A 26,481-nucleotide genomic window follows, 5' to 3' on the forward strand; every position below is an offset into this window, starting at 1 on the left:
AGATCAGGCCATGTCCAACATCGACCAGCCAACGACCGAGACCAGCGCGGAACCGCAAAGTTTTCTCGATCGATTGCGTGCCCTCCTCGGCACGTTCCGCCCGCACGGCTCGCTCCGCACTGACCTCGTGGAGGTGCTGGACGCGGCGGAAGCACCCGAGGAGGAAGGGGAATTCACCCCGTCCGAGCGCAAGATGCTGCGCAACATCCTCCACCTCAAGGAGGTGGGCATCGGCGACATCATGGTGCCCCGCGCCGAGATCGTCGCCGTGCGCAAGGATGTTTCGCTGGGCGAGTTGCTGAAGCTGTTCGTCGGCGTCGGCCATTCGCGCCTCGTGGTCTATGACGACACGCTGGACGACCCCGTGGGCATGGTCCACATCCGCGACCTCATCGCCTTCCTCGCCGGCGACCTGACCAGCCAGCCGGGCAACAAGCTCGACCTCGGCGCGGTCAATCTCGACGGTTCGCTGGAGGATGCCGGGCTCATCCGCCGCATCCTCTATGTGCCGCCCTCCATGCCGGCGGTGGACCTGCTGGTCGCCATGCAGGCGGCGCGCACCCATCTCGCCCTCGTCATCGACGAATATGGCGGCACCGACGGCCTCGTTTCCATCGAGGACGTGGTGGAGGAGATCGTCGGCGAGATCGAGGACGAGCACGACGAGGCGGCCGAGACCCTGCTCATCCGCCAGCCGGACGGCAGCTTCCTCGCCGATGCGCGCACGCCGCTGGAAGCCGCCGTCGAAGTGCTCGGCCCCACATTTGCGTCCGAGGAGGCCATGGAAGAGGTGGACAGCCTGGGCGGCCTCCTGGTCATGGTGGCCTCGCGGGTGCCCAAGCAGGGGGAAGTGATCGCCCTGCCCGGCGGCTTCGAGGTGGAGGTGCTGGAGGCGGATCCGCGCCGGGTGAAGAAGCTGCGCGTCATTCCCCCGCGGGAAGACGCGCCGGTGCCCGCCACCGAATCCAGCACATCCGACCTGTAGCGCCCCCGCGTGCTCCCACCCTCCTCCCCGACCGCGCGGCTGCGCGGGCGCCTGCTGGCGCTGCGCTTCCTCTCCGGCTGGCGCCGGCGCGGCGTCGCCTTCGTTGCCGGCGCCATCGGCGCCCTGGCCATGCCGCCGTTCGGCCTGTGGCCGGTTCTGGTGCTGAGCTTCGGCGTGCTGGTTCTGCTGATCGACGGTTGCAGGGGTGGGCTGAAACGCCGCCTGTGGAGCGCGGCGGGCGTCGGCTGGTGGTTCGGCTTCGGTTATTTCCTCGCCTCCCTGTGGTGGATCGGCGATGCCTTCCTAGTGGAGGCGGACGTGTTCGGCTGGCTGCTGCCCTTCGCGGTGCTGGCCATGCCCACGGGGCTCGCCCTGTTCCCTGCGATCGGCGCGGTGCTGGCGCGCCTCCTGTGGTCGAAGGGCGGCTGGCGCCTGTTCGCCCTCGCCTTCGGCCTCACCGTGTCGGAATGGCTACGCGGCCATGTGCTGACCGGCTTTCCCTGGAACACCTTCGGCTATGCCTTCGCGCAGTCCGACCTGCTGATGCAGAGCGCCGCGCTGGTGGGCATCTGGGGCCTCACCTTCTTCGCCGTGCTGCTGCTGTCGAGCCCGGTGCTGCTCCTGGTGCCGGACCGACGCAATCTGGCCGCCGTCGCCTGTGCGGCACTGCTGCTGGCCGGCGCGGCGGGCTGGGGCGGCTGGCGGCTGGCGGCAACGCCGCTTGAGGTGGTTCCGGGCGTCCACCTGCGGGTGATGCAGCCCAACCTGCCGCAGGACAAGAAATTCGCCTATGACCGCCGGCGCGAGATCCTGGCCGACTATCTCGCCCTGAGCGCGCGCCCGAGCCCCACCTACCCGGCGGGCCTCCCCGACGTGACGCTGCTCATCTGGCCCGAATCAGCCTTCCCCTTCATCTACGAGCGCGAGCCCTGGGCGGCGGAGGACATCGCCGCCACCCTGCCGCCCAACGTGACGCTGGTGACCGGAGCGGTGCGCATCGACCTGCCCCCGCCGGGCCAGCATTCGCCGTTCTTCAATGCGATCCGCGTCATCGACGCGAAGGGCCACGTGCTGCGCAATACCGACAAGGTGCACCTCGTGCCGTTCGGGGAATACTTGCCGTTCCAGTCATTCCTCGAGTCTATCGGAATCGAGCAATTGACGCGGGTGAGGGGCGGCTTCGCATCCGGCAGCGCGTTCAGCGGGCTCGAAGTGCCCGGCGCCGGCCTTGCCGCACCGCTGGTATGTTATGAAGTTATCTTTTCTGGAAAGGTAATTCCGGGTGGACCCCGCCCCACCTGGCTCCTCAACCTTACCAATGACGCCTGGTTCGGAACCACACCCGGGCCCTACCAGCACTTTGTGCAGGCTCGCTTGCGCGCCATCGAGGAAGGCCTTCCCCTGGTGCGTGCAGCCAATACGGGCATTTCGGCGATCATTGATCCTATGGGTCGTATTGTCGCAGGATCGCGCCTCGGCGAATCGAGCCTCGTCGATGGTCCCTTGCCGAAGCCGCTTGAAACGGTTCCGCTTGCGGCGCGTTTCAACCTTGCACTGCTTGCCGGCTTGCTGATGGGTTCATTGCTACTTGCGATAGCGCCTTCAAGCCGCTGGATTACACGCAAAGGTTGATCGACGCTCGTAGATTGTATGCCTATGTTCGCCGGCAATCAGGGCAGCCTTCGCACCGCGAAGTAATGATTAATCTTTTCCGACATAGCCGGAGAGACCATGGCCAAGAAGGCGCCGAACCCTATTGACAAGCACGTCGGCTCGCGCGTCCGCATGCGGCGGATGATGGTCAGCATGAGCCAAGAGAAGCTCGGCGAGCATCTCGGGATTACCTTTCAACAAATCCAAAAATATGAAAAGGGCACAAATCGCATAGGAGCGAGCCGGCTCCAGCAGATCTCGACCGTGCTCGGCGTACCGGTGGCGTTCTTCTTCGAAGGCGCTCCGACGGTCGGGCCCGAGGGAGAGGGCTTCTCCGAAGACCAGTCGCCCGCCTACGTCTCCGACTTCCTCGCGACCTCGGACGGGCTGACGCTCACCCGCAACTTCATGCGTATCACCGACCCGAAGGTTCGCCGGCGGATCGTGGAACTGGTTATCGCCATCGCCGGAGAAGCCGAGACGCCGACCTGACCCGTTCGTTTTGACGAACGATTTCGCGCTACCGACCTTGACCGCTCGCTGCCGCGTTGCCACAAGAAGAGACCGCAACGCGGCGCGGGCGCAAGAGGGTCGGAGAAGAGGGTCGAAGACATGGCGCGTCAGTCCTATCTGTTCACCAGTGAGTCGGTTTCCGAAGGCCACCCTGACAAGGTCTGCGACCGCATTTCCGACGAAGTGGTGGATACCTTTTTCCGAACGGCCGAAGTCGAGGGCTGGGACCCCAGCCAGATCCGTGTGGCGTGCGAGACGCTCGCCACCACCAACAAGGTGGTGATCGCCGGCGAGACCCGCGGCCCCTCTTCCATCACCCGCGACCTGCTGTCCCATGCTGCCCGCCTTGCCATCAAGTCGATTGGCTATGAGCAGCAAGGCTTCCACTGGGAAACGGCGGACATCGATGTCCTGCTGCATGCCCAGTCGGCCGACATTGCCCAGGGCGTCGACATCGCCGGCAACAAGGACGAAGGCGCCGGCGACCAGGGCATCATGTTCGGCTATGCCGTGCGCGAAACGCCGGAGCTGATGCCTGCCCCGATCTATTACGCGCACAAGATCCTCAAGACCCTGGCCGAAGCCCGCCATTCCGGCGAGACTCACGCCCTCGGCCCCGACGCCAAGAGCCAGGTCACCGTTCGCTACGAGGGCGGCAAGCCGGTTGGCGTCACCCAGATCGTGCTGTCCACCCAGCACCTGGATGAGAACCTGTCGTCCCACGACGTGAAGTCCATCGTTGAGCCCTATATCAGCGCCACGCTGCCCGAGGGCTGGATCTCCAAGGACACGGTCTGGCACGTCAATCCCACCGGCAAGTTCGTGATCGGCGGGCCGGACGGCGACTGCGGCCTTACCGGGCGCAAGATCATCGTGGACACCTACGGCGGCGCGGCTCCCCACGGCGGTGGCGCCTTCTCCGGCAAGGATCCCACCAAGGTGGACCGCTCCGCGGCCTATGCCGCGCGCTACCTCGCCAAGAACGTGGTTGCGGCTGGCCTCGCGGACCGCGCCACCATCCAGCTGGCCTATGCCATCGGCGTGTCCGACCCGCTGGCGGTCTATGTGGACCTGCACGGCACCGGCAACGTGGACGAGGCCAAGCTCGAGACCGTGCTGCGGGAAGTGATGAACCTGCGTCCCCGCGGCATTCGCGAGCATCTGGGCCTGACCAAGCCCATCTATGCCCGCACCGCCGCCTATGGCCATTTCGGCCGCGCGCCGGAAGCGGATGGCGGCTTCTCCTGGGAGAAGACCGACCTCGTGGACGCCCTCAAGTCGGCGGTCGCCTGACGCCAGACCCCGCGGTCGCCCGCCCGGACCTCCGGGCGGCGCGCTGGATGGAACTGCGCTGTGACGGAGCGAAGGGATCCCGGATGCTACCGCATCGCCGGGATCCGTCATGACATGCAGGACATGACCGAAGAAACGGAACGTCACGGCGCTTTCTATGGCCGGCGCATCGGCAAGTCGCTGCGTGGCGCCCAGCAGGACGCCATGGTGCGCCTCCTGCCCATCTGGCGCTTCGCCGCCGAGGACGCACGCACCCCGGCCTCCCTGTTCCCGCACGACATCAGTGGCCTGTGGCTGGAGATCGGCTTCGGCGGCGGGGAGCATCTCATCTCCCATGCCACGCGCCGGCCCGACATGGGCTTCATCGGCGCCGAGCCGTTCGTGAACGGCATGGCGCGCATGCTGGTGGACTTGGAGAAGGCCGGGCTTTCCAACATCCGCCTGTTCGGCGAGGACGCGGCATTGCTGCTGGATCGCCTGCCGGAGGCGAGCCTCGACGGCGCCGACCTGTTTTATCCCGACCCCTGGCCCAAGCGCCGCCACTGGAAGCGCCGGTTCGTCCGGCCGGACAATCTGGACCGCCTCGCCCGCGCCATCCGCCCGGGCGGCGTGTTCCGCTTCGCATCCGACGTGCCGCACTATGTGGGCTGGACCCTGGCCGAAGTGCACGCCCACGGTGCCTTCCGCTGGACCGCCGAGCGGGCCGACGACTGGCGCCAGCCCTATCCGCACTGGCCCGGCACCCGCTACGAGGCGAAGGCCCTGGAGGAAGGGCGCAGCCCGACCTACCTGACCTTCGAGCGGATCTGATCCGGTCGCTTCAGGCCGCGCCAGACCCCTCAGGCGCCGGAATCGTAAAGCGCCTTAAGGCCCTCACGATAGGTGGGATAGGCGAGGCTCACCCCCAGTTCGGACTTGAGCCTATGGTTGGCCACCCGCTTGTTGGCAGCCCAGAAGGTCAGCGCCATGGGGCTCATGTCCCGTGCCGCCTCATCGAACGGGATGGCCGGCGGCACCGGCAGGCCGAGAAGCCCCGCTGCATAGGCGATGGGATCGCCGGGCGGCGCGGGCAGGTCGTCGGTGACATTCAGGATGCCGTCGAAGCGCCGGTCCACCACCGCGCGGATGGTGCGGGCGATGTCCGCCACATGGATGCGGTTGAACACCTGGCCCGGCTTGTCGATACGCCGCGCCTCGCCCGCCCTGAGCTGCTCCAGCGCATTGCGGCCGGGCCCGTAGATGCCCGCAAGGCGCAGCACAGAGACCGGAATGCCGCGCTTCTGCCCGAAGGCGAACCACTCGTGTTCCGCTGCAAGCCGCCGTTCCAGGCGCGGGCTGCCGGCGCGCGGGGGTGTGGCCTCATCCACCCAGTCGCCCCCATGGTCGCCATAGACGCCGAGGGTAGTGAGATAAACCACCTGGCGCAGTTGGCCGGCCTCCAGCACCGTGCCGGCGCAACGCAAAATCGGGTCGCCCCGCGCATCCGGAGGCGCTGACGCAATGATCAGGTCGGTGCCGGCGAGGGCATCGGCCAGAACGGCGGACAGGCTTTCCCCATCGAACAGGACGGGCTCCACCCCGGCGGGCAGCACGGCAAGGCGCTCGGCCGTCCGGGCAGTGCCGACGACACGGGAAAAGGCCGCGGGCTCACCCGCCACCAGATGATGCACGCAATAGCCGAAGCCCAGAGCCGCAAGGGTCGTCATGAAACAGGGGACACCAGAACCGGAGCAACGTGAGATTCATCCTCGCCCGTGTCGGGCGGGCGGCCGGTGAGAGCTTCCACGCTCATGAGCCGCACCGCCTCCTCGCACTGGCGGGTGACGGTCTTGCGGTCGTGGGCCTCGTCGAGCCGCACCGGCTCGCCGAAGGAGACCTCCACGTCGATGGAGCCGTGGCACAGCACCTCCAGCAGGTGCGGCACCAGATCCATGTCGCCATACCAGGCGGCGATGTGACGGTGAAGGCGCCCCATGGGCAGGCCCTGAAGACGCACATAGGACACCGCGAGGGGCTGCACCGTCACCTCGGCGCCATCAGCGATGGCTTCGCGCACCGCACCCACCAGCGCCGTGCGGAACGGCAGCACGCGGTTGCCGTCGCTGGAAGTACCCTCGGCGAACAGCACCACCGGGTCGCCGTCCTGGAGGCGCTCGGCGATGGTGCGGTTGACTTCGCCGGTGGCGTGCCGGCGCTGCCGATCCACGAACACCGTGCGCTGGAACTTCGCCAGAAGTCCGATGAGCGGCCAGCGCCCCACCTCGCTCTTCGCCACGAAGACGAGGGGCGTAAGCGACCCTATCACCGGAATATCGATCCAGGAGCAATGGTTGGCGAGGATGAGCAACGGCCGGTCGGCCGCCGGCGCCCCCTTCACCGTCACCCGCACTCCGATGAACTTGAGGAGGATGCGGTGGTAAAGCTGCGGGATGCTGCGGCGCGTGGGCAGGGAGAGCTTGAGCGACAGCCATTGCAGGGGAATGCCGACCGCCGTCACCACTGCCACCGGGACCAGCACAGCCGCCGCCCTCAGGCGATCGAGAAACCGCGAGACCGCCGGCTGCTCTGGCCCCAGGGGCTCAAGGCCGCCGAATTCAAGGGGCAGGCGCGTAGCCTCGCCCGCCGGCTCGCGGGCCGGCGTCACGATTTCTCATCCTCTTCGAGGGGCACGGCATAGAGCTCGAGGCGATGGCCGCGCAGCTTGTAGCCGAGGCGGCGGGCGATGGCCTCCTGCAGCGCCTCGATCTCCTCGGAGCGGAATTCGATCACGTGGCCGGATCTCAGGTCGATGAGATGATCATGGTGCTCGTCCGGCATCTGCTCGTAACGGGCGCGACCGTCGCCGAAATCATGGCGCTCGATGATGCCGGCATCCTCCAGCATCTTCACCGTGCGATAGACCGTGGAGATGGAGATGTTGTCGTCGATGGCGACGGCGCGGCGGTGCAGTTCCTCCACGTCAGGATGGTCCTGCGCGCCGGAAAGCACGCGGGCGATGATCCGGCGCTGCTCCGTCATCCTCATGCCCTTGGCAAGGCACGCTTCCTCGATGACGCTCATGTTGCTGCCGCTCAAGCGGGACCTCCGCGATCCAACGGGACAGACGCCTTATCGCCCTCCGGCCCGATCCCTGCAAGGGGGCGGACGTCCCTCAAAAATCCCGCCGCAGCAGCAGGGCGTCCGCGCCGCCGGCATAATAGCCCCGCCGGCGCCCCACTTCCCGGTAACCCAGATGCTCGTAAAGGGTGCGTGCGGCCAGATTACCTTCTTCCACCTCCAGGAACGAGGTGGAAACCCCCTCGGCGGCGAGGCGCGCCAGATGGTGGGATACGAGAGCCCGGCCGATGCCCCGGCGGCGGCGGTCCGTCACCACGGCAACGGTGAGCACCTCGGCTTCCGGCGGCACCACGTGGGATAGGATGAAACCCACCGGCGGGCGCCGGGCGCCAGGCGTCGCCACATGGGCGCGCACCGCCCGGTCGGACAACAGCCGTTCGAACTCGTCCGTCCCCCAGCCGCGGGCGAAAGCCCGGGCGTGGATGGCGGCCAGATGCGGCATGTCGGCGGCAACCGCGTCGCGCAGCAGCGGCGGGCGGGGGGGAAAGAAGCGCTCGAGAAGGCCGATCATCGGCGGGCGACGCGCGCCTTGTCCTGCGGCTTGGCGTCGGGCGAGCGCAGATAGAGCGGGCGGGGCTCGGCGGCTTCCGGATCGGCCACGGCGCCGAGCCGGGCCACCCAGGCCACATCCGGGGCAACAGTGTCGTCCACCAGCAAAGGCGGCTGCTCCGCCGGAGGCCAGGCCTCCGCCACCAGGGCCGCGCCCGAGCCCACGAGGCGCACCGCCCCGATGGCCACCGACCGCGCCGCCTCGCGCACGCTGGTGACGCGCGGGGCGATCAGGGTGCGGGCGCCGACGCCGAACATCTGCAGGAAGACATGGCCGTGGCGGGCATCGATGGCGGTCACCACGGGAACCGCATCGTCCTGGGCGAGATAGGGGGCGGCAAGCGCCGCCAGCGTCGTCACCCCCACCACCGGCCGATTGGAGGTCAGCCCGAAGCCACGGGCTGCCGAAAGCCCCACCCGAAGCCCGGTGAAGCTGCCGGGCCCGATGGTGACGGCGATGCGCGCAAGGTGTTCAAAATCAAGGCCCGCCGCCGCCATGACCTGCTCCACGAGCGGGATCAGCGTCTCGGCGTGACCGCGCTCCATGAGCAGCGAATCACCGGCGACAATGCTGTCCGTCTCGGTGTCGAGCACCGCGGCGGAGCAGGCGGCGAGCGCCGTATCGATGGCTAGAACGAACATGAAACCGGGTGCCCCACTCCTCGCCACGATCAACCGAAACCGTGGCGAGGGGAAGCGACCCCGAACGCTCACCTTACAGAAAGGTTAATGGCGAGCGACCCTCAGACCGCCTGAACCTCGGTCACCTCCGGCACGAAGTGCTTGAGAAGGTTTTCGATTCCGTTCTTCAGCGTCGCCGTGGACGAGGGGCAGCCGGAGCACGAGCCCTTCATGTTCAGGAACACGATACCGTCCTTGAAGCCGCGGAAGGTGATGTCGCCGCCGTCATTGGCCACCGCCGGGCGCACCCGCGTGTCCAGAAGCTCCTTGATGGTGGCGACGATTTCGGCGTCCTTCGCCTCGTAGAACTCGTCGGCATCGGCGACTTCGGGTTTCACGCCGTCGGACAGCACCGGGGCGCCGGACATGAAGTGTTCCATGATCGCGCCGAGGATGGCCGGCTTGATCTGCGGCCATTCCGCCTCCGCCTTGGTGACGGTGACGAAATCCGACCCCAGGAACACCGCTGCCACGCCGCGCACGTCAAACAGGCGCTGGGCGAGGGGGGAGAGGTCGGCGTCGTCATGGGAGCGCAGGTCGAGGGTGCCTTCCCCCAGCACCGAACGGCCGGGCAGGAACTTCAGGGTCGCCGGATTCGGTGTGGTTTCGGTCTGAATGAACATGGCTCAATCCTCAAAAGAAAAGCAGCAGGCGAACCTGCGCGTTTTCTTGAAGATAGGGGCTCACCCGCCAAACGCAAAGGGCGCCTCGGGAAAGGTCCTGAATTGACACAGGCCGCGGCCCATGGGGAACGCGGCCGGAACGGACCGGGCGCGAATCGCGTGAGGTGGCAGGTTGCGTGTGTATTCCTCGCGAGGGCAGGTCATCCCTTTTCGGGACAAGCCTCCGCCAACCCGCGAACAGCCCCGGAACACAAGCGGGGCGAATCGGCCGAACCGCCCTGTTGGCGCTTTGTTCAGGTACCTGAAACAGCACAGCCGCCACGCCCAAAAGGCGCGACGGCTGAATCTTGCACCACCGTGGAGGACGCGGGCGCCCTCAGGTGTTCATGGAATCGAAGAAGTCCGCATTGGTCTTGGTCTGGCGCAGCTTGTCGAGCAGGAACTCGATGGCGTCCACCGTACCCATGGGATTGAGGATGCGGCGCAGCACGTACATCTTCTTGAGCGTGTCGGCCGGCACCAGAAGCTCTTCCTTGCGGGTACCCGAGCGGGTGATGTCGATGGCCGGGAACACGCGCTTGTCGGAGACCTTGCGGTCGAGGATGACTTCCGAGTTACCGGTGCCCTTGAACTCCTCGAAGATCACCTCGTCCATGCGCGAGCCGGTCTCGATGAGCGCGGTGGCGATGATGGTGAGGGAACCGCCTTCCTCGATGTTACGCGCCGCGCCGAAGAAGCGCTTGGGACGCTGCAGGGCGTTGGCGTCCACGCCGCCGGTGAGCACCTTGCCGGAGGACGGCACCACCGTGTTGTAGGCGCGGCCGAGACGGGTGATGGAATCCAGCAGGATCACCACGTCGCGCCCGTGCTCCACCAAGCGCTTGGCCTTCTCGATCACCATCTCGGCGACCTGCACATGGCGGGTGGCCGGCTCGTCGAAGGTGGAGGACACCACCTCGCCCTTCACCGAGCGCTGCATGTCCGTGACTTCTTCCGGCCGCTCGTCGATGAGCAGCACGATGAGGAAGCATTCGGGATGGTTGGCGGTGATGGACTTGGCGATGTTCTGCAGCAGCACCGTCTTGCCGGTGCGGGGCGGGGCCACGATGAGGCCGCGCTGGCCCTTGCCGATGGGCGCCACGATATCGATGATTCGCGGCGAGAAGTCCTTCTTCCCAACGGTTTCCTCATGCTCCAGCTTGAGGCGCTCGTCGGGATAGAGCGGCGTCAGATTGTCGAAGTTGATCTTGTGGCGCGTCTTCTCGGGGTCTTCGAAATTGATCGTATTGACCTTGAGAAGCGCGAAATAGCGCTCGCCTTCCTTCGGCGAGCGGATCTGTCCTTCCACCGTGTCGCCGGTGCGCAGGCCGAAGCGCCGGATCTGGGAGGGGGAGACATAGATGTCGTCCGGTCCCGGCAGATAGTTCGCCTCAGGCGAGCGCAGGAAGCCGAAGCCGTCCTGGAGCACCTCGACGACGCCTTCGCCGATGATCTCGGTTTCGGTGGCCGCCAGCTGCTTCAGAATGGCGAACATGAGCTCCTGCTTGCGCAGGGTGCTGGCGTTTTCCACCTGGCTCTCCTCGGCAAAGGCGAGGAGCTCCACGGGGGTCTTGGACTTAAGGTCTTGAAGTTTCACTTCCCGCATAAGGGAAAGCCTCGATGAATCTTGAGTACGCCAAGGCCGATCGCAGCGATCAGGCATGGGCGGCGGGGGAGGGACGGGGTCGCAGGTCTTCAGGGGAAGCCGGGGGCACGCAGCTCGCCGCCTGACGCGCCGGCCGGGCCAATGACAGCACCGGACTGAAGGAAGCGCGTTTGCCTGCGTTTAGGAAAGCGCCCCCAAGATAGGCGGGCACGGAAGGCGGCGCAAGTCCTCCTTCCGGACAAGGCAATATCAAAACGGTTTGACCACCACAAGAATGACGATGCCGACCATCAGCAGCGTCGGCACCTCGTTGGCGATGCGATAAAAACGGGCCGGACGGGAATTTTTGTCCTCACCGAAGTCGCGCACCCAGCGCGACAGGGCACCATGGAAGCCCGACAGCGCCAAGACCAGCACGAACTTGGCGTGGAACCAGCCGGCCAAATACCAGCCGCCGGCATAGGCCAGATAAAGCCCGGCCAGCCAGGTGACGATCATGGCGGGGTTGATGATGGCCTTCAGCAGCCGGCGTTCCATTACCTTGAAGGTTTCGGACTGCACCGAGCCGGCCTCGGCGGCGCAGTGATAGACCATGAGGCGCGGCAGATACAGCATCCCCGCCATCCAGGAGATCACGGCGATGACATGCAGAGCCTTGATCCAGCTATAGAAATCGTGAGCCATCAGGGTCCTGACCTCGACGAGGATCAGCGCGCGCGGCGCACCGCTTCCACCAGCTTTTCCACATGGTCGAGCGGGGTTTCGGGGCGGATGCCGTGGCCGAGATTGAAGATGTGCCGCGCACCCGAGAAATCGTCGCGAATGCGCGCCACTTCGTCCTCCAGCGCCGCACCGCCGGCAATGAGCCGCAGCGGATCCAGATTGCCCTGCAGCGCCACACGGCCGGACAGCCGCCGCCGCGCAGCCTGCCGATCCGCCGACCAGTCGAGGCCAATGGCGTTGATGCCGGTGTCGGCCAGCCGCTCCAGCGCCTCCAGCGTCGCGCCCTTGGGGAAGGCGATCACCCGAACATGGGGGTGCAGCGCCTTCAATCCCGCGACGATACGGCGCAGCGGCTCGGCGCACCAGCGCTCGAACGAGGAGGGATCGAGCACCCCGGCCCAGGTGTCGAAGATCTGCACCACGTCGGCGCCGGCCGCCACCTGTCCCGCCAGATGGACGATGGAGGCTTCCACCAGCCGGTCGATGAGGCTCTGGAACAAAGCTTCGTCGCGCAGCGCCAGCATGCGGGCGGGGGCCTGGTCGTCGGTGCCGTGGCCCGCCACCATGTAGGTGGCCACCGTCCAGGGCGCGCCGCAGAAGCCGATCAGGGCCACCTCGGCCGGAAGGCTCGCCCGCACCGAGGCGATGGCCTCGTAGACAGGGTCCACCTTGTCGGGGTCCAGCCGATCCGTGAGGGCCGCGACGCCGGCCTGATCCGTCACCGGGGTCAGCCGCGGACCCTCGCCGGCCTCGAAGGTGAGGCCGACGCCAAGGGCGTGGGGCACCACCAGGATGTCGGAAAAGATGATGGCCGCATCAAAGCCGTAACGGCGGATGGGCTGGAGCGTCACCTCGGCGGCGAGCTTCGGCGTGTAGCACAAGGTAAGGAAATCGCCCGCTTCCGCCCGCACCGCGCGATATTCGGGCAGATAGCGCCCGGCCTGCCGCATCATCCAGAGTGGCGGGGGATCGAGCGGGGTGCCGTCGAGCACCCGCAGGAAGGGGGATCGTGTCTCGAGCGCGGCGGTCATCCCGGTCCTTCAATCTAACTAGAATCTTTTAAAGAGAGAGAGTCTTTGGAGTCTTAACGGTTGATTAACGATGTGCGCCGCCCTCGACAACCGATCCACAGGCATCCCCAATCCCGAAGGCTCACTTGCCGCAGCTGCGAAGCCGGCGAAAGGCCGGTTAACAAAGGATTAACGCGGGGGTCGGCAGAAGGTGTCCACATGGACGCACAGGGGGTGCCCGGATTCTGTCCCGGACCGGTTGGGTGTGGATGGATTTCAGGGTTATCCCAAGCCCGCCCTTGCACCACGGCACCGGGCGTGCCTTTTTCAACAGTGTTCCACAGGAGCGGTGGATAATTGTGAATCTCAAGACGCCCGGCGAGAGTTACTTCCACCTGCACCTCGTGTCCGATGCCACGGGAGAGACCCTCATCAATGTGGGGCGGGCGGCCTGCGCGCAGTATGCGAACGTGCTGCCCATCGAGCATGTCTATCCGCTCATCCGCTCCATGAAGCAGCTGGAGCGGGTGCTCAACGAGGTCGAGAGCAATCCCGGCATCGTGCTCTACACGCTGGTGGACAAGGAGATCCGCGAGCGGCTGAAGGAGCGCTGCCGTGAACTCGGCGTGCCCTACATGTCGGTGCTGGCGCCGGTGGTGCAGCTGTTCCAGTCCTATCTCGGCGGCAGCCCGACCCCGCGCGTGGGCGGGCAGCACTCGCTGGATGCCAATTATTTCAAGCGCATCGACGCGCTGAACTACACCGTCATGCACGACGACGGGCACATGACCGACGACCTCGAAAGCGCCGACGTGGTGCTGCTCGGGGTGTCGCGCACCTCCAAGACGCCCACCTCCATCTATCTCGCCAATCGCGGCATCAAGACCGCCAATATCCCGCTGGTGCCCAGCGTGCCCCTGCCACCCGGCGTCGAGAAGCTGAAGAAGCCGCTGGTGGTCGGCCTGGTGGCAAGCCCGGAGCGCATTGTGGAGATCCGCCAGAACCGCCTCCTGGGGCTCAATGCCGCGGATCTCGGCGCGTCCTACATTGATCGGGAGGCGGTGAACGAGGAGATCATCCTGTCGCGGCGCCTGTGCGCCCGCAACGGCTGGCCCCTCATCGACGTTACCCGCCGCTCGGTGGAAGAGACCGCCGCCACCATCTACGCGCTCTACAGCGAGCGCCGGCGCCGGGCCATCGCCGAGACGTAAGGACCGTCAGCCTGGGTCAACGACCGAGGCCAAGTGGGTCGCGCCACAACTCGGGTGTTCCCGAGTTGTGGATGTTAAAGCCGGATCCGGCAATGGCCGGAGCCGGGCGCCGCGCGGGCTTGACCAATGGCTTTGAGCAAAGCTCATGCGTCATTGCTATGAGACGACAGCACAGCTTGCACCCCGGCCGCCTTTGGGGGAAACCCAAACAGGCATCGGTTCCAGCCGGCGCGGCGCAGCAGAGGAGAGAGCTTGTGTGGCGTGATGAACAGCCGCTCGTCCTGGCATCGAAGAGCGCGACGCGCCTGACCCTTCTCGTCCATGCCGGCGTGCCTGTGGAAACCGTGGCCGCCGAGGTCGACGAACGCTCCATTCAGGCCGACGCGGGCGCGGTGGATCCCGCCGGCATCGCCGTGATCCTGGCCCGTGCGAAGGCCCTTGCCGGATCGCACGCGGCGCCGGGGCGGCTGGTGCTGGGGGCGGACCAGACCCTGGCGCTGGGGCCGAAGATCTACCACAAGCCAGTGAGCCTCGAGGCGGCGCGGCTGCAGCTCCAGGAGCTGGCCGGCCAGACCCATGCCCTGCATTCGGCGGTGGCGGTGGCCCGGGACGGTGCGATCCTGTTCGAGACGGTGGTCAGCGCCTTTCTCACCATGCGGCCTTTGAGCGACGAGGCGCTGAACACCTACATCACCGCCGCCGGGCCGCGGGTGCTGACCTCGGTGGGCGCCTATCAGCTGGAATCGGTGGGGGTGCACCTGTTCACCCGGGTGGATGGGGACCATTTCACCATCCTCGGCCTGCCGCTGCTCCAGCTGCTGCCCTTCTTCCGGGAACAGGGGTTGCTGCCGTGACCGTGCGGGTGTGCATCACGGGCTCGCCGGTCAGCTATTCTCGGTCGCCTCTGCTCCACGGCTATTGGCTGAAGGCCTACGGCATCGACGGCGACTATGGCCGGGAGGAAGTTCCTCCGGCGCAAGCGGCGGATTTCTACCGCAGCCTCGCGGCGCGCGGCTATGCCGGCTGCAATGTCACCGCCCCCAACAAGGAAATCGCCTTCTCGGTTCTGGACGAGGCGGATGAGAGCGCGGCGGCGCTGGGCTCCGCCAACACCCTGTGGCTGGAGAACGGCCGGCTGTGCGGCGCCAGCACCGACGGTTACGGCTTCATCGCCAATCTGGATGCGACAGTGCCGGGCTGGGATGGGGCGCGCCAGCTGGCGCTGGTGCTGGGCGCGGGCGGTGCCTCGCGGGCCATCGTGCATGCAATGGTTGAGCGTGGGTTCGAGCGGATCGTGCTGGCCAATCGAACGCTGGAGCGGGCCGAGGCCATCGCGGCGGCGTTCGGCAAAACGGTCGTTCCGCTAGCCTTCGACAAGGCGGGCGAGGTGATGGCGGATGCCGACATCCTGGTGAATTGCACCTCGCTTGGCATGAAGGGCGCAGCCGCGCTCACCGTGGACCTGTCGCGCCTCCGGCCCGAGGCGGTGGTGAGCGATATCGTCTATGTGCCGCTCCTCACTCCCTTGTTGACCGAGGCAGCGGCGCGCGGACTGCGTACCGTGGACGGCCTCGGCATGCTGCTGCATCAGGGGGTGCCCGGCTTCGAGCGCTGGTTCGGGGTGCGGCCGGAGGTGACCCCCGAATTGCGCGAGCTGTTGATCGCGGATCTTCGGGCCAAGGGCCAGCTGGCGGCCTGACCCATGTGGATCCTCGGCCTCACCGGTTCCATCGGCATGGGCAAGTCGGCCACGGCGGGGCTGTTCCGCGCCATGGGGGTGCCGGTGCATGACGCAGATGCCTCCGTGCATGCACTCTATCGTGGACGGGCGGTGGCTCCGGTGGAGGCGGCCTTTCCCGGCGTGACGCGGGACGGCGCCATCGACCGGGCCGCACTCGGCGCCCGCGTGCTGGCGGATCCCGAGGCCATGAAGCGGCTGGAAGCCATCGTCCATCCCCTGGTCCGCGCCGAGGAGGAGGCTTTCCTCGCGAAGGCCCGGACCGCGGGGGCGCGGCTGGTGGTGCTGGATATCCCGTTGCTGTTCGAAACCGGAGGTCGCGGGCGCGTGGATGCGGTGGCTGTGGTCAGCGCGTCGAAAGCTGTGCAGCGCGCCCGCGTGCTGGCGCGGCCCGGCATGACGGACGAAAAATTCGAGACCATTGTGGCCAAGCAGATGCCGGACGCGGAAAAGCGTCGCCGCGCCCATTTCGTCATCGACACCGGCCGGGGCTTTCCGGCGGCAGCCCATCAGGTGGCCGGCATCGTGCGGGCGCTTTCGGGTCCGGGGCGCCGGGCAGCCGGCTGAGGGAGAAGACCCATGCGCGAGATCGTGCTCGACACCGAGACCACCGGCCTTGAAGCCTATGGCGGCGACCGCCTCGTGGAGATCGGCTGCGTGGAGATGGTCAACCGCATTCTCACCGGCACGGTGTTCCACGTCTATATCAACCCCGAGCGCGATATGCCGGTGGAGGCGTTCAACGTCCATGGCCTGTCAGCCGAATTCTTGTCCGATAAGCCGAAATTCAAGGACGTTGCCGACGAATTCCTGAATTTCATCGCCGAAGATACTTTGGTGATCCACAATGCGGCGTTCGACATCGGCTTCCTGAATGCGGAGCTGGAGCGCCTCGGTCGCCCCACCATCGCCCGTGACCGGGTGGTGGACACCCTTGCGCTGGCGCGACGCAAGCATCCCGGCGGCGGCAACCGCCTCGACGATCTGATGAACCGCTACGGCATCGACAGCTCACGCCGTGTGAAGCACGGGGCGTTGCTGGATGCCGAGCTTCTGGCCGAGGTCTATGGCGAGCTGCTCGGCGGCAAGCAGGCCAGCCTCATCGGCCTGGTGGAGGACACGAGCGAGGCTCCCCGTCTTGTGGTCGCCGCAGCCGCGGCCCATCCCCGCCCCGTCCCACTCGCCCCGCGCCTGACTGCTGCCGAAGCGGAAGCCCATGCGGCCTTCATCGCCAGCATGGGCGAGAAGGCGCTCTGGCTGAAATATGCCGACGTGCCCGAGGCGGAGAAGACGGGCAGCTGAGTGGGCTGGAACTACTCGTTTTGCGGTTTTACAACTTTAAATCAACCGAAGGTTGATCGATTGGGAAGGCCGTGGACGGCAAAATGGCTAGTGGTTCGATCCATTCTTCATCTGTAGAAAACCTCCCGTAGGAGGCTTTCTGACGCGATCTGAAGAGCGGTCTCTCCCGCCGCCCGGAAAAACTCCCCCTCAAGAGAGCATTTCGCCTACCACCGCCGCGATCTGGGCCGGATCGCTCACCGGCAGCGAACAGCGCTCCCCGACGCAGACAAAAGCCGCCCCTTCCGCTGGCGCAGATGCGATGCGGGCCGCCATCACGCTGCCGGATGCCACCCCATCACCCGCACGCGCCACCACCCGAAGCGGGAATGGCACCTTGAGCGCGGCTGCAGCCAGCGCCTCGCGGTTGGCGCCGACCGCCACCATCTCGGCGAGGCCGAGGCGGGTGTCGATGGCGTTCAGGGTGGCGCCATGGGCCAGCACATTCTTCGCCGTTGCACCGGAAACGCCGGTCAGCACCCGGTCAGCGCGGGCCCTCAGCGCGTCGTTTCCGGTAAGCGCGGCGAGGCGGATGAGGGCATCGGCGGCCACCGCATTGGCGTTGGGCACCGCCTCGTCATGGGTCGCCAACGGCCGCAGGATGAGGCTGTCGCCATCGTCCGCCGTGAGGAAATAGGCGCCGGTCTCGGGGTCGCGATGGTGGGTTTCCAGCACCTCAAGGAAGTGCGCGGCCTGGGCCAGCGGCTCGGATGCGCCCGTCGCCTCATGGAGCGCGATGCCGGCGCGGGCCATGGCGGCGAGGTCGGAGGCAAGGCCCGGCAGCACGATCTTGGTGCCGCACCAGGAATGGGCAAGGCGCCCCTCCACCACCATGTGGCTCACCACGGCATCGAACGCGCGCTGGGCCAGGGCCACCCATTCCGCCTCGCCGAGGAAGCCGCCGGCCCGCGCCAGCGCCGCGATCATCAGGCCATTCCAGTCCGCCAGCACCTTGTCGTCCCGGCCCGGCCGCACCCGTTTTTCCCGTGCGAGAAGCAGCTTTTCGCGCAGGGGCGCAAGGCGGGCCTCGTCGTCCGCGCTCACCACGCCGGCCTCGGTGCGGTTGAGGATGTTGCCCACCTCCCAGTTTCCGGCCCGGCTCACATCATAGAAGCGGTTGAAGAAGGCGGCGTCCTCCGCCCCCAGCACGGCCGTGATCTCGGCCTCGCTCCACACATAGAAGCGGCCTTCGTGGCCCTCGGTGTCCGCATCGAGGCTTGCGGCGAAGGCGCCTTCTGGGGTCAGCATCTCGCGCTTCAGCCAGCCCACCGTCTCCCGCGCGCGGGTGAGGAAGAGCGCATCGCCGGTGTCGGAATAGGCCAGCGCCAGCAGTTCCAGGAGCAGCGCGTTGTCGTAGAGCATCTTCTCGAAGTGCGGGACGAACCAGATCTCGTCCACCGAATAGCGGGCAAAGCCCCCGCCCAGATGGTCATAGATCCCGCCCTCGCACATGCGGTTGAGGGTAAGGGCGACGATGGCCTTCAGCGCGTCGTTCTTGCGCCGCGTGCCCACCCGCCACAGGAATTCCAAAAGCCCCGACTGGGGGAATTTCGGCGCCCCCTTCAGCCCGCCATGGACCGGATCGAACATGGCTGGCAGGCGCGCGGCGGCGTCATCCAGATCCTCCCGGCCGATGGCGGCGCCGGCCACGGGGGTCGCGGCCTTCTTCAGCCGGGCGAGGATGGTGGCGGTGTTCTTCTCCACCTTGTCCTTGTTCTGGGTGAAGACGGTGGAGACCTGCTGCAGCACGTCGGTGAAGCCGGGGCGGCCGTAGCTCGCGGCGGGGGGGAAATAGGTGCCGCCCCAGAACGGCTTTCCCTCCGGATCGAGGAACATGGTGAGCGGCCAGCCGCCGCTCTGGCCCAGCTGCTGGAGCGCGGACATGTAGATCTGGTCCACGTCCGGCCGCTCTTCCCGGTCCACCTTGATGTTCACGAAAAGGGCGTTCATCAGCCCCGCCACATCCGCATTCTCGAAGCTCTCGTGGGCCATCACATGGCACCAGTGGCACGCCGCATAGCCGACCGAGAGGAGGATGGGCTTGCCGGTGGCCTGCGCCTCCGCGAACGCCTCCGGCCCCCACGCCCACCAGTGCACCGGATTGTCCTTGTGCTGGAGCAGATAGGGGCTGGTCTCGCGGGAGAGGCGGTTCTCGCTCATGATCTGAAAATCCCTCGGCTGACGCCGGCTTTGGTGGCAATGGAGATGGCGACGAAAAATTCAGGCAATGAAGGACGCATGGTCCGCCATCTGCCGATGCCGTGCAAATCCGTCGCCAGTTTGGGAAACGACGCCATGACCGACACCCTCTTCGCCCTCTCGTCGGGCCGCCTGCCGGCCGGCGTGGCGGTGCTGCGCATCAGCGGTCCCGAGGCGGCGGCGGCCGTATTGGCCCTGTGTGGCGTGCTGCCCCCGCCCCGCGTCGCCCGCTACGGCGCGCTCAGCGATCCACGGACCGGAGAGACGCTGGACCGCGGCCTCATCCTGTTCTTCCCCGGCCCCGCCAGCGCCACGGGGGAGGATGTGGCCGAGCTTCATCTCCATGGCGGGCGCGCCGTGGTGGCGGCGGTGCTGCGGGCCTTGTCCGCCCTGCCCGGCCTGCGCCCGGCCGAGGCTGGCGAATTCACCCGTAGAGCCCACGCCAACGGCAAGCTGGACCTGGCGGAGGTGGAGGGCCTGGCCGATCTCGTCGCGGCGGAGAGCGAGGCGCAGCGCAAGCAGGCCTTGGCGCTGGCCTCCGGCGCCCTCTCCCGTCGGGTGGAGGAGTGGCGCGTGGGGCTGGTCTCTGCCCTTGCCTTGATCGAGGCCGGCATCGATTTCTCGGACGAGAGCGATGTGTCCGGAGAGGTGACGACAGATGCCGTCGCCCGCCTCGCCCGGCTGAAGGAGGAATTGCTTGCCGCTCTCTCCGATGCGGCGCGGGGCGAGCGGGTGCGCGACGGCCTGGTGGTGGCCATTTCCGGCCCGCCCAATGCCGGAAAATCCACCCTTTTGAACCGCCTTGCCGGTCGCGAGGCGGCCATCGTCTCCGCCCTTCCCGGCACCACCCGCGACGTGCTGGAGGTGCATCTGGAACTGGCCGGGCAGGCCGTGACCCTGCTGGACACCGCCGGCCTGCGCGAGACCTCCGACCTTGTGGAAGCCGAAGGCGTGCGTCGCGCCCTGGCGCGGGCGGAAGGTGCGGACGTGGTGCTCTGGCTCTGCGATACCGGGTCCGAGCCGCCCCCTGCCCTTGCCCATGCCGTGAAGGTGCGCACCAAGATCGACCGGGATGCCGCCATTCTCGAAGGCTGGATGGGCATTTCCGCCGCCTCTGGTGCTGGCGTGGACGCCCTCATCAGCCGACTGGAACAGGAGGTGGACCGCCTCGGGGGGCGCGAGCCGGCGCTCATTACCCGCGAGCGGCAGCGGCGGGCGCTGGAGGTGGCCACGCTGCATCTGGAGCGGGCGCTGGGCGACTTCGGCGGCCATGAGGAATTGCGGTCCGAGGACGTACGCCTCGCGGTGCGGGCTCTGGACCAGCTCATCGGCCGGGTGGATGTGGAGGATGTGCTGGACGCCCTGTTCAGCACCTTCTGCATCGGCAAATAGGCGCCACCCGCGCCCGCAGGATGTTTCACGTGAAACATTGCCGGCTGCGGCCTTGACGGCGCCGGAAAGAGGGCGTTTCCAGAAGGGGCGGCACGGACCGCCTTTCTGCCCCGGATGAGAATGACCGAAACCCTTTCAGCAAATGCCTTCGACGTGATCGTGGTGGGCGGTGGCCATGCGGGATGCGAGGCCGCCGCTGCGTCTGCGCGCACCGGCGCGCGCACGGCGCTGCTGACCCATTCCCGTTCAACCATCGGCGCCATGTCCTGCAATCCCGCCATCGGGGGGCTCGGCAAGGGCCATCTGGTGCGCGAGATCGATGCGCTGGACGGCCTCATGGGCCGGGTGGCGGACCAGGGCGGCATCCAGTTCCGCGTGCTCAATCGCCGCAAGGGTCCTGCCGTGCGGGGCCCCCGCGCCCAGGCCGACCGCAAGCTCTACGCCCGCGCCATGCAGGCGGCGCTGGCCGCGCAGGGTGGTCTCACCATCGTCGAGGGCGAGGCGGACGATCTGCTGGTCGCCGGCGGCCGCATCGCCGGCGTGCGTCTCGCCGATGGGCGCGATCTGTCCTGCGGCGCCGTGGTGCTCACCACCGGCACCTTTCTCAACGGGCTCATCCATATGGGCGAGGTGAGCTATCCCGCCGGGCGCATGGGCGAGAAGCCGGCGCTGGGCCTCTCCCCTGCCCTCGCCCGCCTCGGCTTCTCTTTGGGTCGGCTTAAGACCGGCACGCCCGCGCGCCTCGATGGCCGGACCATCGATTGGGCGAGCCTGGAGATGCAGCCCGGCGATGATCGGCCCGAGCCGTTCTCGGCCCTCACCACTTTTCTGCCCAACCGCCAGGTGGAATGCGGCATCACCCGCACCACGGATGCGACCCACGAACTGATCCGGGCCAACCTTAACCGCTCTGCCATGTATTCCGGCCGGATCGAGAGCAGCGGCCCGCGCTATTGCCCGTCCATCGAGGACAAGATCGTCCGCTTCGGCGATCGCGACGGCCACCAGATCTTCCTGGAGCCGGAGGGGCTGGACGATCCCACAATCTATCCAAACGGCCTGTCCACCTCCCTGCCCGCCGAGGTGCAGACCGCCTTCCTGCGCACCATTCCGGGGTTGGAACAGGTGGCGGTGCTGCGGCCGGGCTATGCCATCGAATACGACCACGTGGACCCGCGCGAGCTTGCCCCCACGCTGGAAGCCAAGCGCGTGGCCGGGCTGTTCCTCGCCGGCCAGATCAACGGCACTACCGGCTATGAGGAAGCCGCGGCCCAGGGGCTGCTCGCTGGCCTCAATGCGGCGCGGCGCGCCGGCGGGGCGGACGGGACGGTGTTCGATCGGGCGGAAGCCTATCTTGGGGTGATGGTGGACGATCTCGTCACCCGCGGGGTGAGCGAGCCCTACCGCATGTTCACCTCCCGCGCCGAATATCGCCTGACCCTTCGCGCCGACAATGCGGACCAGCGCCTCACCCGGCACGGCGAAGCGCTCGGCCTCGTGGGCGCCGAGCGGTCCGCCCATTTCGCCCGGCGCAGCGCGGCGTTGGAAGAGGCGCGGGCGCTGGCGGAAAGCCTCAGCCTGACGCCCACGGAAGGCGCGCGGCACGGCCTCAGCGTCAATCGCGACGGCCAGCGTAGGACGGCCTTCGATCTTCTCGCTTATCCGGACATCGACATGACCCGCCTCGGTGCCATCTGGCCGCAACTGGCGGGGCTCGATCCGGCGGTGGCGGAGCAGGTGGAGATCGACGCCAAATACGCCGTCTATCTCCACCGGCAGGCGGCGGACATTTCCATGCTGCGTCGGGACGAGCAATTGAGCCTGCCGGAAGACCTGCCCTATGCCGACCTGCCGGGGCTCTCCAACGAGCTGAAGCAGAAGCTCGCCCGCATCCGCCCGCGCACGGTGGGACAGGCCGGGCGCATGGAGGGCATGACCCCGGCCGCCCTCGCCCTGCTCGCCGCCCATGCTCGGCGGGCCGGGGCGGGCTGTTGATGGCGTGCCTGTGGATCATGGGGATGATGGCCCTGCCGGAGCGAGGGACCCGATGAAGGGCGGCAAGCGGGAGAACGGGAGCGCCGGACGCGAGGCCATCGCGGCGGTGGTTTCACGTGAAACACTGGGCCGGCTCACCACCATCGCCGATCTGCTGGTGAAGTGGCAGAAGACCATCAATCTCGTCGCCCCTGCCACCCTGCCCGACCTGTGGGCGCGGCACGTGGGTGATTCGCTCCAGCTCGTTCACCATGTGCCGCAGACCCCCTTGCGCTGGGTGGATCTGGGGTCCGGCGGCGGTTTTCCCGGCCTTGTGGTGGCCGCTGTGCTGGCGGAGCGCGACGGCGCCCACATGCATCTTGTGGAAAGCGACACCCGCAAGGCCGCCTTCCTGCGGGAGGCGGCCCGGCTGGCGCAACTGCCTGTCACCGTTCACGCCGCGCGCATCGAGCAGGTGGCGCAAGCGCTGGCACCGGGGACCCATGTGGTCTCCGCCCGCGCCCTGGCGCCTTTGCCGAAGCTGCTGGATCTGGCCGCGCCATTCCTCGCCGCAGGGGCCATTGGCCTATTTCCCAAGGGCCGGGATGCGGAACGCGAATTGACCGACGCGGCAAGAAGCTGGACACTCGACTGTGACCTGCGCCCCAGTACGAGCGATCCCGAAGGCCGGATCCTCCTGGTAAGGGGTGCCAGGCGCGGGACCGACACCATCGAACCCCAGTCCGGCGCGCGCTCCCCCGGGGAGCCGGACGCCGGTGGCGGGCCGCCCGAAGCGACGCGTCGAGGATGAAGGCGCCATGATCGATCAAGAGACCCCGTCCCCCGCTGGTGGCACCCCCGCCGCGCCGCGCGTGCTTGCCCTCGCCAACCAGAAGGGCGGTGTGGGCAAGACCACCACGGCCATCAATCTGGGCACGGCGCTCGCCGCCATCGGCGAGACGGTGCTGGTGGTGGATCTCGACCCGCAGGGTAATGCCTCCACGGGCCTCGGCATCGAGCGGCGCGCGCGCAATCTCTCCACCTATGACGTGCTGACCGGCGAGGCCAGCATGCGCGAGACGGTGATGGAAACCGGCGTGCCGCAGCTTTATGTGGCGCCTTCCACCCTCGACCTGTCGGGCCTCGAATTGGAGATCGCGGCCGAGCGCGACCGCGCCTTCCGCCTGCGCAGCGCGCTCAAGGCGCTGGCGGCGGACAGCCTGGCGCCCCGCTTCACCTATGTGCTGGTGGACTGCCCGCCCTCGCTCTCCCTGCTCACGGTGAACGCCATGGCGGCGGCCGACGCCATCGTGGTGCCGCTGCAGTGCGAGTTCTTCGCTCTGGAGGGCCTGTCGCAGTTGCTGAAGACGGTGGAGCAGGTGCGGGTCAGCCTCAATCCGGCGCTCACCATCCACGGCATCGTGCTGACCATGTATGACGGCCGCAACAACCTCTCCGAGCAGGTGGTGCAGGATGTGCGGCAATTCATGGGCGACAAGGTCTATGAGACGGTGATCCCGCGCAACGTGCGGGTGTCGGAGGCGCCATCCTATGGCAAGCCGGTGCTGCTCTACGATCTCAAGTGTGTGGGATCACAGGCTTATCTGCGCCTCGCCTCGGAGGTGATCCAGCGCGAGCGCGCGGCGCGGGCGGATGCGGCGGCCTGATAGCGGACAAGGGACGGGACACGGTCATGGCGGATGAACAGCGCTCGCGGCTCGGCCGCGGACTTGCGGCGCTCATCGGGGAGATGGAGCCTCAGACGACACCGGCGGCGCGATCGGGGGCAGGGCGCGGCGGTCCGCGCCGCGTGCCCATCGAGCATGTGCGGCCCAATCCGCGCAACCCGCGCCGCACCTTCCTGGAAGAGGGGCTGGACGATCTCACCGCCTCGATCCGCGAGAAGGGCATTATCCAGCCCATTGTGGTGCGCCAGCTGAACGGCAGCGACAGCTTCGAGATCGTCGCTGGCGAGCGGCGCTGGCGCGCAGCCCAGCGCGCGGCGCTGCACGAGGTGCCGGTGGTGGTGCTGGAACTGTCCGACCGGGAGGCGCTGGAAGTCGCCATCATCGAGAATGTGCAGCGCGCCGACCTCAACCCGGTGGAAGAGGCCCAAGGCTACGAATCCCTCATGGGGGAATTCGACTATAATCAGAATGATTTGGCCCGCATCATCGGCAAGAGCCGCAGCCATATCGCCAACACCCTGCGCCTGCTGAAGTTGCCGGCGGGGGTGAAGACCTATCTCGCCGACGGCCGCCTGAGCGCCGGCCATGCCCGCGCGCTGCTCGCCTGCGCCGATCCTGAGCGCATGGCGAAGGACGTGGTGGAGAAGGGGCTGACCGTGCGCGACGTTGAGGCCTTGTCCAAGGCCCGTACCGCGCTCACCACAGCGCCGGCGAAGGGCCAGGCGGCGCCGGCCGGGAAAGCGAGCAAGGGCGGCGCGCCGGAGCACAAGAGCGCGGACAGCCGGGCACTGGAAAAGCGCCTCTCCGACGCGCTCGGTCTCAGCGTGGGGATCGAGGGCAAGGGCGAGGCGGGCGAATTGCGCATCCGCTACAAGAGCCTCGATCAACTCGACGAAGTCTGTCGACGCCTCGGGCTCGACTGAGTTTTTCACTCGAATATAGAAATAGGACAGCAAAAAGGTGCTGTCCGCCAGTAAAGGGCCGCGCCGGGATGACCCCGGGCGCGGCCGCTTTTTGGATCAGGCCGCGGCCTTGGCGCGGCGGGCGGGCTTCTTGGCCGGGGCGACGGGCGCCTTCTTGCGGGTCTGGCCGAGGCCCATGTTCTTGGCCAGCTCGGAGCGGGCGGCAGCATAGGCCGGGGCCACCATGGGATAGTCCTTCGGCAGGCCCCACTTCTCGCGGTAGACTTCGGGGGTCATGCCGTAGCTGGTGCGCAGGTGGCGCTTCAGCGACTTGAACTTCTTCCCGTCTTCCAGGCAGACGATGTATTCGGGGGTCACCGACTTCTTCACCGGCACGGCGGGCTTCTGCTCTTCCACCACGGGCGCGGCCGGGGTGCCAAGCTGGCCAAGGGCGCGGTAGACGGATTCGATGAGAGCCGGCAGCTCGGTCGCCGAAACACTGTTGTTGCTCACATAGGCGGCGACAATTTCAGTGGCGAAGTCGATATAGCTCGGCGATGTGGAATTGGAGTCGGAGTCGCTCACGGGGTAGTCCCTTTCTGTTTGTTCGTGGCGATGGGCGTTGCGGGAGCGCCGGCCTCGGGTCAGAGCGCGATCCGATCAGAGTTTCCTCGTCTGATCGGATCGCGCTCCAACTTAAGAAGCGAGAACGCGTTCTCCGGCCCGCCTGCTGTGCAAGCGGATCGGTGCGTGCTCGAGCACCACATCGGCTTCTGAACTTTTCGCAAATAATCTATAGCACCAGCCGGAAGAAATACAATCCTGCCCGTGAAAACTCTTGAAGATCGAGCAATAATGCGGGTTTGCGCGTGCCATCGGGCGTCACGTGAGGCACGGAAAGGCCGCATTTGATCCTTGTGACATCAGCGAATCGCGCCCTTCTCAGTTGAAAACATCGGGGCGGGGAAGTGTTGGCGTCCGGCAGCGGCGTCGCGCGTTGGAGCGGCCGCTCGCGAGATGGTGCTCAGGCCTTCCATACGGCGCTTCTTCTTGTTTCCTGTAAGGAAGTACAGAGCCTGACGGTACGCAACTTTCGGTCGCAATGCCATGTGTGTAAGCCTTCATGCGGGCATGACATGCCGAGATCCGGCCGTAAAGAAGAGGCGCCCAAGGCAAAGCTGTGGCCCACGCATTGCGTGATGCCTGTGCGGTACAGGTCTGCATGGCGCGTTGCACTGGTGCAT

At 67.1% G+C, this 26,481-nt stretch carries 27 protein-coding genes; 15 read left to right on the plus strand and 12 right to left on the minus strand.

Annotated features, from left to right (window positions below):
- Positions 1-10 precede the first annotated feature (10 nt).
- The 5 genes from V5F66_RS10815 to trmB all read left to right on the plus strand — a co-directional run bounded on the left by V5F66_RS10815 (position 11) and on the right by trmB (position 5,254).
- Complete coding sequence (locus tag V5F66_RS10815) at positions 11-985, plus strand: hemolysin family protein (RefSeq protein ID WP_394008630.1); 975 nt, start codon at positions 11-13, stop codon at positions 983-985.
- A gap of 39 nt (positions 986-1,024) precedes the next feature.
- Positions 1,025-2,617 (plus strand): apolipoprotein N-acyltransferase, encoded by a 1,593-nt coding sequence (gene lnt / locus V5F66_RS10820; protein WP_394093876.1) that lies wholly within the window; start codon positions 1,025-1,027, stop codon positions 2,615-2,617.
- A gap of 99 nt (positions 2,618-2,716) precedes the next feature.
- The gene (locus V5F66_RS10825) at positions 2,717-3,130 is read left to right on the plus strand and encodes a helix-turn-helix domain-containing protein (protein WP_012113838.1); all 414 of its coding nucleotides are present in this window, start codon (positions 2,717-2,719) and stop codon (positions 3,128-3,130) included.
- A 120-nt stretch (positions 3,131-3,250) separates the two neighbouring features.
- Entirely contained in the window at positions 3,251-4,444 is a 1,194-nt protein-coding gene (gene metK, locus V5F66_RS10830; protein WP_012113839.1) for a methionine adenosyltransferase, read from the plus strand.
- Positions 4,445-4,558: 114 nt separating this feature from the next.
- Entirely contained in the window at positions 4,559-5,254 is a 696-nt protein-coding gene (gene trmB / locus V5F66_RS10835; protein ID WP_394008628.1) for a tRNA (guanine(46)-N(7))-methyltransferase TrmB, read from the plus strand.
- A 29-nt stretch (positions 5,255-5,283) separates the two neighbouring features.
- On the opposite strand, the gene V5F66_RS10840 is transcribed toward trmB, so the two are convergent.
- From V5F66_RS10840 to hemE, 9 genes are all read right to left on the minus strand, one after another.
- The gene (locus tag V5F66_RS10840) at positions 5,284-6,150 is read right to left on the minus strand and encodes an NAD-dependent epimerase/dehydratase family protein (RefSeq protein ID WP_012113841.1); all 867 of its coding nucleotides are present in this window, start codon (positions 6,148-6,150) and stop codon (positions 5,284-5,286) included.
- Positions 6,147-7,088, minus strand: coding sequence for a lyso-ornithine lipid O-acyltransferase (gene olsA, locus V5F66_RS10845; RefSeq protein ID WP_394093840.1), 942 nt, complete (start codon positions 7,086-7,088; stop codon positions 6,147-6,149). Before olsA ends, V5F66_RS10840 begins: the two co-directional genes overlap by 4 nt.
- A complete protein-coding gene (locus V5F66_RS10850; RefSeq protein ID WP_041576625.1) occupies positions 7,085-7,504 on the minus strand; it encodes a Fur family transcriptional regulator in 420 nt (139 codons plus the stop codon). The genes olsA and V5F66_RS10850 overlap by 4 nt, the downstream gene beginning before the upstream one ends.
- A gap of 91 nt (positions 7,505-7,595) precedes the next feature.
- Positions 7,596-8,072, minus strand: a complete 477-nt coding sequence (locus tag V5F66_RS10855; protein WP_394053257.1) for a GNAT family N-acetyltransferase — start codon at positions 8,070-8,072, stop codon at positions 7,596-7,598.
- A complete protein-coding gene (tsaB, locus tag V5F66_RS10860; protein WP_394093841.1) occupies positions 8,069-8,752 on the minus strand; it encodes a tRNA (adenosine(37)-N6)-threonylcarbamoyltransferase complex dimerization subunit type 1 TsaB in 684 nt (227 codons plus the stop codon). Before tsaB ends, V5F66_RS10855 begins: the two co-directional genes overlap by 4 nt.
- 101 nt (positions 8,753-8,853) lie before the next feature.
- Positions 8,854-9,414, minus strand: a complete 561-nt coding sequence (locus V5F66_RS10865; RefSeq protein WP_012113846.1) for a NifU family protein — start codon at positions 9,412-9,414, stop codon at positions 8,854-8,856.
- Between the two features lie 376 nt (positions 9,415-9,790).
- A complete protein-coding gene (gene rho / locus V5F66_RS10870) occupies positions 9,791-11,059 on the minus strand; it encodes a transcription termination factor Rho (RefSeq protein ID WP_012113847.1) in 1,269 nt (422 codons plus the stop codon).
- 249 nt (positions 11,060-11,308) lie between these two features.
- A complete protein-coding gene (gene hemJ, locus V5F66_RS10875; RefSeq protein ID WP_394001040.1) occupies positions 11,309-11,743 on the minus strand; it encodes a protoporphyrinogen oxidase HemJ in 435 nt (144 codons plus the stop codon).
- A 23-nt stretch (positions 11,744-11,766) separates the two neighbouring features.
- A complete protein-coding gene (gene hemE, locus V5F66_RS10880) occupies positions 11,767-12,813 on the minus strand; it encodes a uroporphyrinogen decarboxylase (RefSeq protein WP_394008624.1) in 1,047 nt (348 codons plus the stop codon).
- A 338-nt stretch (positions 12,814-13,151) separates the two neighbouring features.
- Between hemE and V5F66_RS10885 the strand changes: the two genes are divergently transcribed.
- From V5F66_RS10885 to dnaQ, 5 genes are all read left to right on the plus strand, one after another.
- Positions 13,152-14,003, plus strand: coding sequence for a pyruvate, water dikinase regulatory protein (locus tag V5F66_RS10885; RefSeq protein ID WP_012113850.1), 852 nt, complete (start codon positions 13,152-13,154; stop codon positions 14,001-14,003).
- A 254-nt stretch (positions 14,004-14,257) separates the two neighbouring features.
- Positions 14,258-14,857: a Maf family protein gene (locus tag V5F66_RS10890; RefSeq protein WP_012113851.1), complete on the plus strand. Its 600-nt coding sequence runs from the start codon at positions 14,258-14,260 to the stop codon at positions 14,855-14,857.
- Positions 14,854-15,702 carry a shikimate dehydrogenase gene (locus tag V5F66_RS10895; RefSeq protein ID WP_394093842.1) on the plus strand — a complete coding sequence of 283 codons (849 nt, stop codon included), beginning with the start codon at positions 14,854-14,856 and terminating at the stop codon, positions 15,700-15,702. The genes V5F66_RS10890 and V5F66_RS10895 overlap by 4 nt, the downstream gene beginning before the upstream one ends.
- 3 nt (positions 15,703-15,705) lie before the next feature.
- Positions 15,706-16,308, plus strand: a complete 603-nt coding sequence (gene coaE, locus V5F66_RS10900) for a dephospho-CoA kinase (RefSeq protein WP_394001046.1) — start codon at positions 15,706-15,708, stop codon at positions 16,306-16,308.
- Positions 16,309-16,320: 12 nt separating this feature from the next.
- On the plus strand, positions 16,321-17,043 hold the full coding sequence (gene dnaQ / locus V5F66_RS10905; protein ID WP_394001048.1) for a DNA polymerase III subunit epsilon: 723 nt from the start codon (positions 16,321-16,323) through the stop codon (positions 17,041-17,043).
- Between the two features lie 189 nt (positions 17,044-17,232).
- Here dnaQ and V5F66_RS10910 read toward each other — a convergent pair whose 3' ends face one another.
- Together V5F66_RS10910 and V5F66_RS10915 are read right to left on the minus strand one after the other, a co-directional pair.
- Positions 17,233-19,242 (minus strand): thioredoxin domain-containing protein, encoded by a 2,010-nt coding sequence (locus V5F66_RS10910; protein ID WP_394093843.1) that lies wholly within the window; start codon positions 19,240-19,242, stop codon positions 17,233-17,235.
- Positions 19,239-19,379 carry a hypothetical protein gene (locus V5F66_RS10915; RefSeq protein WP_157048076.1) on the minus strand — a complete coding sequence of 47 codons (141 nt, stop codon included), beginning with the start codon at positions 19,377-19,379 and terminating at the stop codon, positions 19,239-19,241. Before V5F66_RS10915 ends, V5F66_RS10910 begins: the two co-directional genes overlap by 4 nt.
- Between V5F66_RS10915 and mnmE the strand changes: the two genes are divergently transcribed.
- The 5 genes from mnmE (at position 19,378) to V5F66_RS10940 (ending at position 25,258) form a co-directional block, all read left to right on the plus strand.
- On the plus strand, positions 19,378-20,673 hold the full coding sequence (mnmE, locus tag V5F66_RS10920) for a tRNA uridine-5-carboxymethylaminomethyl(34) synthesis GTPase MnmE (RefSeq protein WP_394093844.1): 1,296 nt from the start codon (positions 19,378-19,380) through the stop codon (positions 20,671-20,673). The two genes, V5F66_RS10915 and mnmE, sit on opposite strands and share 2 nt — an antisense overlap.
- Before the next feature lie 114 nt (positions 20,674-20,787).
- On the plus strand, positions 20,788-22,668 hold the full coding sequence (gene mnmG, locus V5F66_RS10925; protein ID WP_394093845.1) for a tRNA uridine-5-carboxymethylaminomethyl(34) synthesis enzyme MnmG: 1,881 nt from the start codon (positions 20,788-20,790) through the stop codon (positions 22,666-22,668).
- 52 nt (positions 22,669-22,720) lie between these two features.
- The gene (locus V5F66_RS10930; protein WP_012113858.1) at positions 22,721-23,458 is read left to right on the plus strand and encodes a 16S rRNA (guanine(527)-N(7))-methyltransferase RsmG; all 738 of its coding nucleotides are present in this window, start codon (positions 22,721-22,723) and stop codon (positions 23,456-23,458) included.
- A 7-nt stretch (positions 23,459-23,465) separates the two neighbouring features.
- Complete coding sequence (locus V5F66_RS10935; RefSeq protein WP_012113859.1) at positions 23,466-24,314, plus strand: ParA family protein; 849 nt, start codon at positions 23,466-23,468, stop codon at positions 24,312-24,314.
- 26 nt (positions 24,315-24,340) lie between these two features.
- Entirely contained in the window at positions 24,341-25,258 is a 918-nt protein-coding gene (locus V5F66_RS10940; protein WP_394053276.1) for a ParB/RepB/Spo0J family partition protein, read from the plus strand.
- 96 nt (positions 25,259-25,354) lie between these two features.
- Here V5F66_RS10940 and V5F66_RS10945 read toward each other — a convergent pair whose 3' ends face one another.
- Positions 25,355-25,822 carry a Ros/MucR family transcriptional regulator gene (locus V5F66_RS10945; RefSeq protein ID WP_012113861.1) on the minus strand — a complete coding sequence of 156 codons (468 nt, stop codon included), beginning with the start codon at positions 25,820-25,822 and terminating at the stop codon, positions 25,355-25,357.
- Between the last annotated feature and the right edge of the window lie 659 nt (positions 25,823-26,481).

The organism is Xanthobacter versatilis (assembly GCF_043193975.1).
GTDB lineage: Bacteria > Pseudomonadota > Alphaproteobacteria > Rhizobiales > Xanthobacteraceae > Xanthobacter > Xanthobacter autotrophicus_E.

Bases quoted from the DNA above. Each gene is read 5' to 3' on its own strand.
- V5F66_RS10855 (WP_394053257.1), bottom strand. From the start codon at position 8,072: ATGATCGGCCTTCTCGAGCGCTTCTTTCCCCCCCGCCCGCCGCTGCTG.
- V5F66_RS10940 (WP_394053276.1), top strand. From the start codon at position 24,341: ATGGCGGATGAACAGCGCTCGCGGCTCGGCCGCGGACTTGCGGCGCTC.
- rho (WP_012113847.1), bottom strand. From the start codon at position 11,059: ATGCGGGAAGTGAAACTTCAAGACCTTAAGTCCAAGACCCCCGTGGAG.
- trmB (WP_394008628.1), top strand. From the start codon at position 4,559: ATGCAGGACATGACCGAAGAAACGGAACGTCACGGCGCTTTCTATGGC.
- V5F66_RS10815 (WP_394008630.1), top strand. From the start codon at position 11: ATGTCCAACATCGACCAGCCAACGACCGAGACCAGCGCGGAACCGCAA.
- V5F66_RS10910 (WP_394093843.1), bottom strand. From the start codon at position 19,242: ATGAGCGAGAACCGCCTCTCCCGCGAGACCAGCCCCTATCTGCTCCAG.
- V5F66_RS10935 (WP_012113859.1), top strand. From the start codon at position 23,466: ATGATCGATCAAGAGACCCCGTCCCCCGCTGGTGGCACCCCCGCCGCG.
- metK (WP_012113839.1), top strand. From the start codon at position 3,251: ATGGCGCGTCAGTCCTATCTGTTCACCAGTGAGTCGGTTTCCGAAGGC.
- V5F66_RS10865 (WP_012113846.1), bottom strand. From the start codon at position 9,414: ATGTTCATTCAGACCGAAACCACACCGAATCCGGCGACCCTGAAGTTC.
- V5F66_RS10915 (WP_157048076.1), bottom strand. From the start codon at position 19,379: ATGGCGTCGTTTCCCAAACTGGCGACGGATTTGCACGGCATCGGCAGA.
- coaE (WP_394001046.1), top strand. From the start codon at position 15,706: ATGTGGATCCTCGGCCTCACCGGTTCCATCGGCATGGGCAAGTCGGCC.
- V5F66_RS10840 (WP_012113841.1), bottom strand. From the start codon at position 6,150: ATGACGACCCTTGCGGCTCTGGGCTTCGGCTATTGCGTGCATCATCTG.
- tsaB (WP_394093841.1), bottom strand. From the start codon at position 8,752: ATGTTCGTTCTAGCCATCGATACGGCGCTCGCCGCCTGCTCCGCCGCG.
- V5F66_RS10930 (WP_012113858.1), top strand. From the start codon at position 22,721: ATGAAGGGCGGCAAGCGGGAGAACGGGAGCGCCGGACGCGAGGCCATC.
- hemJ (WP_394001040.1), bottom strand. From the start codon at position 11,743: ATGGCTCACGATTTCTATAGCTGGATCAAGGCTCTGCATGTCATCGCC.
- V5F66_RS10825 (WP_012113838.1), top strand. From the start codon at position 2,717: ATGGCCAAGAAGGCGCCGAACCCTATTGACAAGCACGTCGGCTCGCGC.
- mnmE (WP_394093844.1), top strand. From the start codon at position 19,378: ATGACCGACACCCTCTTCGCCCTCTCGTCGGGCCGCCTGCCGGCCGGC.
- V5F66_RS10850 (WP_041576625.1), bottom strand. From the start codon at position 7,504: ATGAGCGTCATCGAGGAAGCGTGCCTTGCCAAGGGCATGAGGATGACG.
- mnmG (WP_394093845.1), top strand. From the start codon at position 20,788: ATGAGAATGACCGAAACCCTTTCAGCAAATGCCTTCGACGTGATCGTG.
- dnaQ (WP_394001048.1), top strand. From the start codon at position 16,321: ATGCGCGAGATCGTGCTCGACACCGAGACCACCGGCCTTGAAGCCTAT.
- hemE (WP_394008624.1), bottom strand. From the start codon at position 12,813: ATGACCGCCGCGCTCGAGACACGATCCCCCTTCCTGCGGGTGCTCGAC.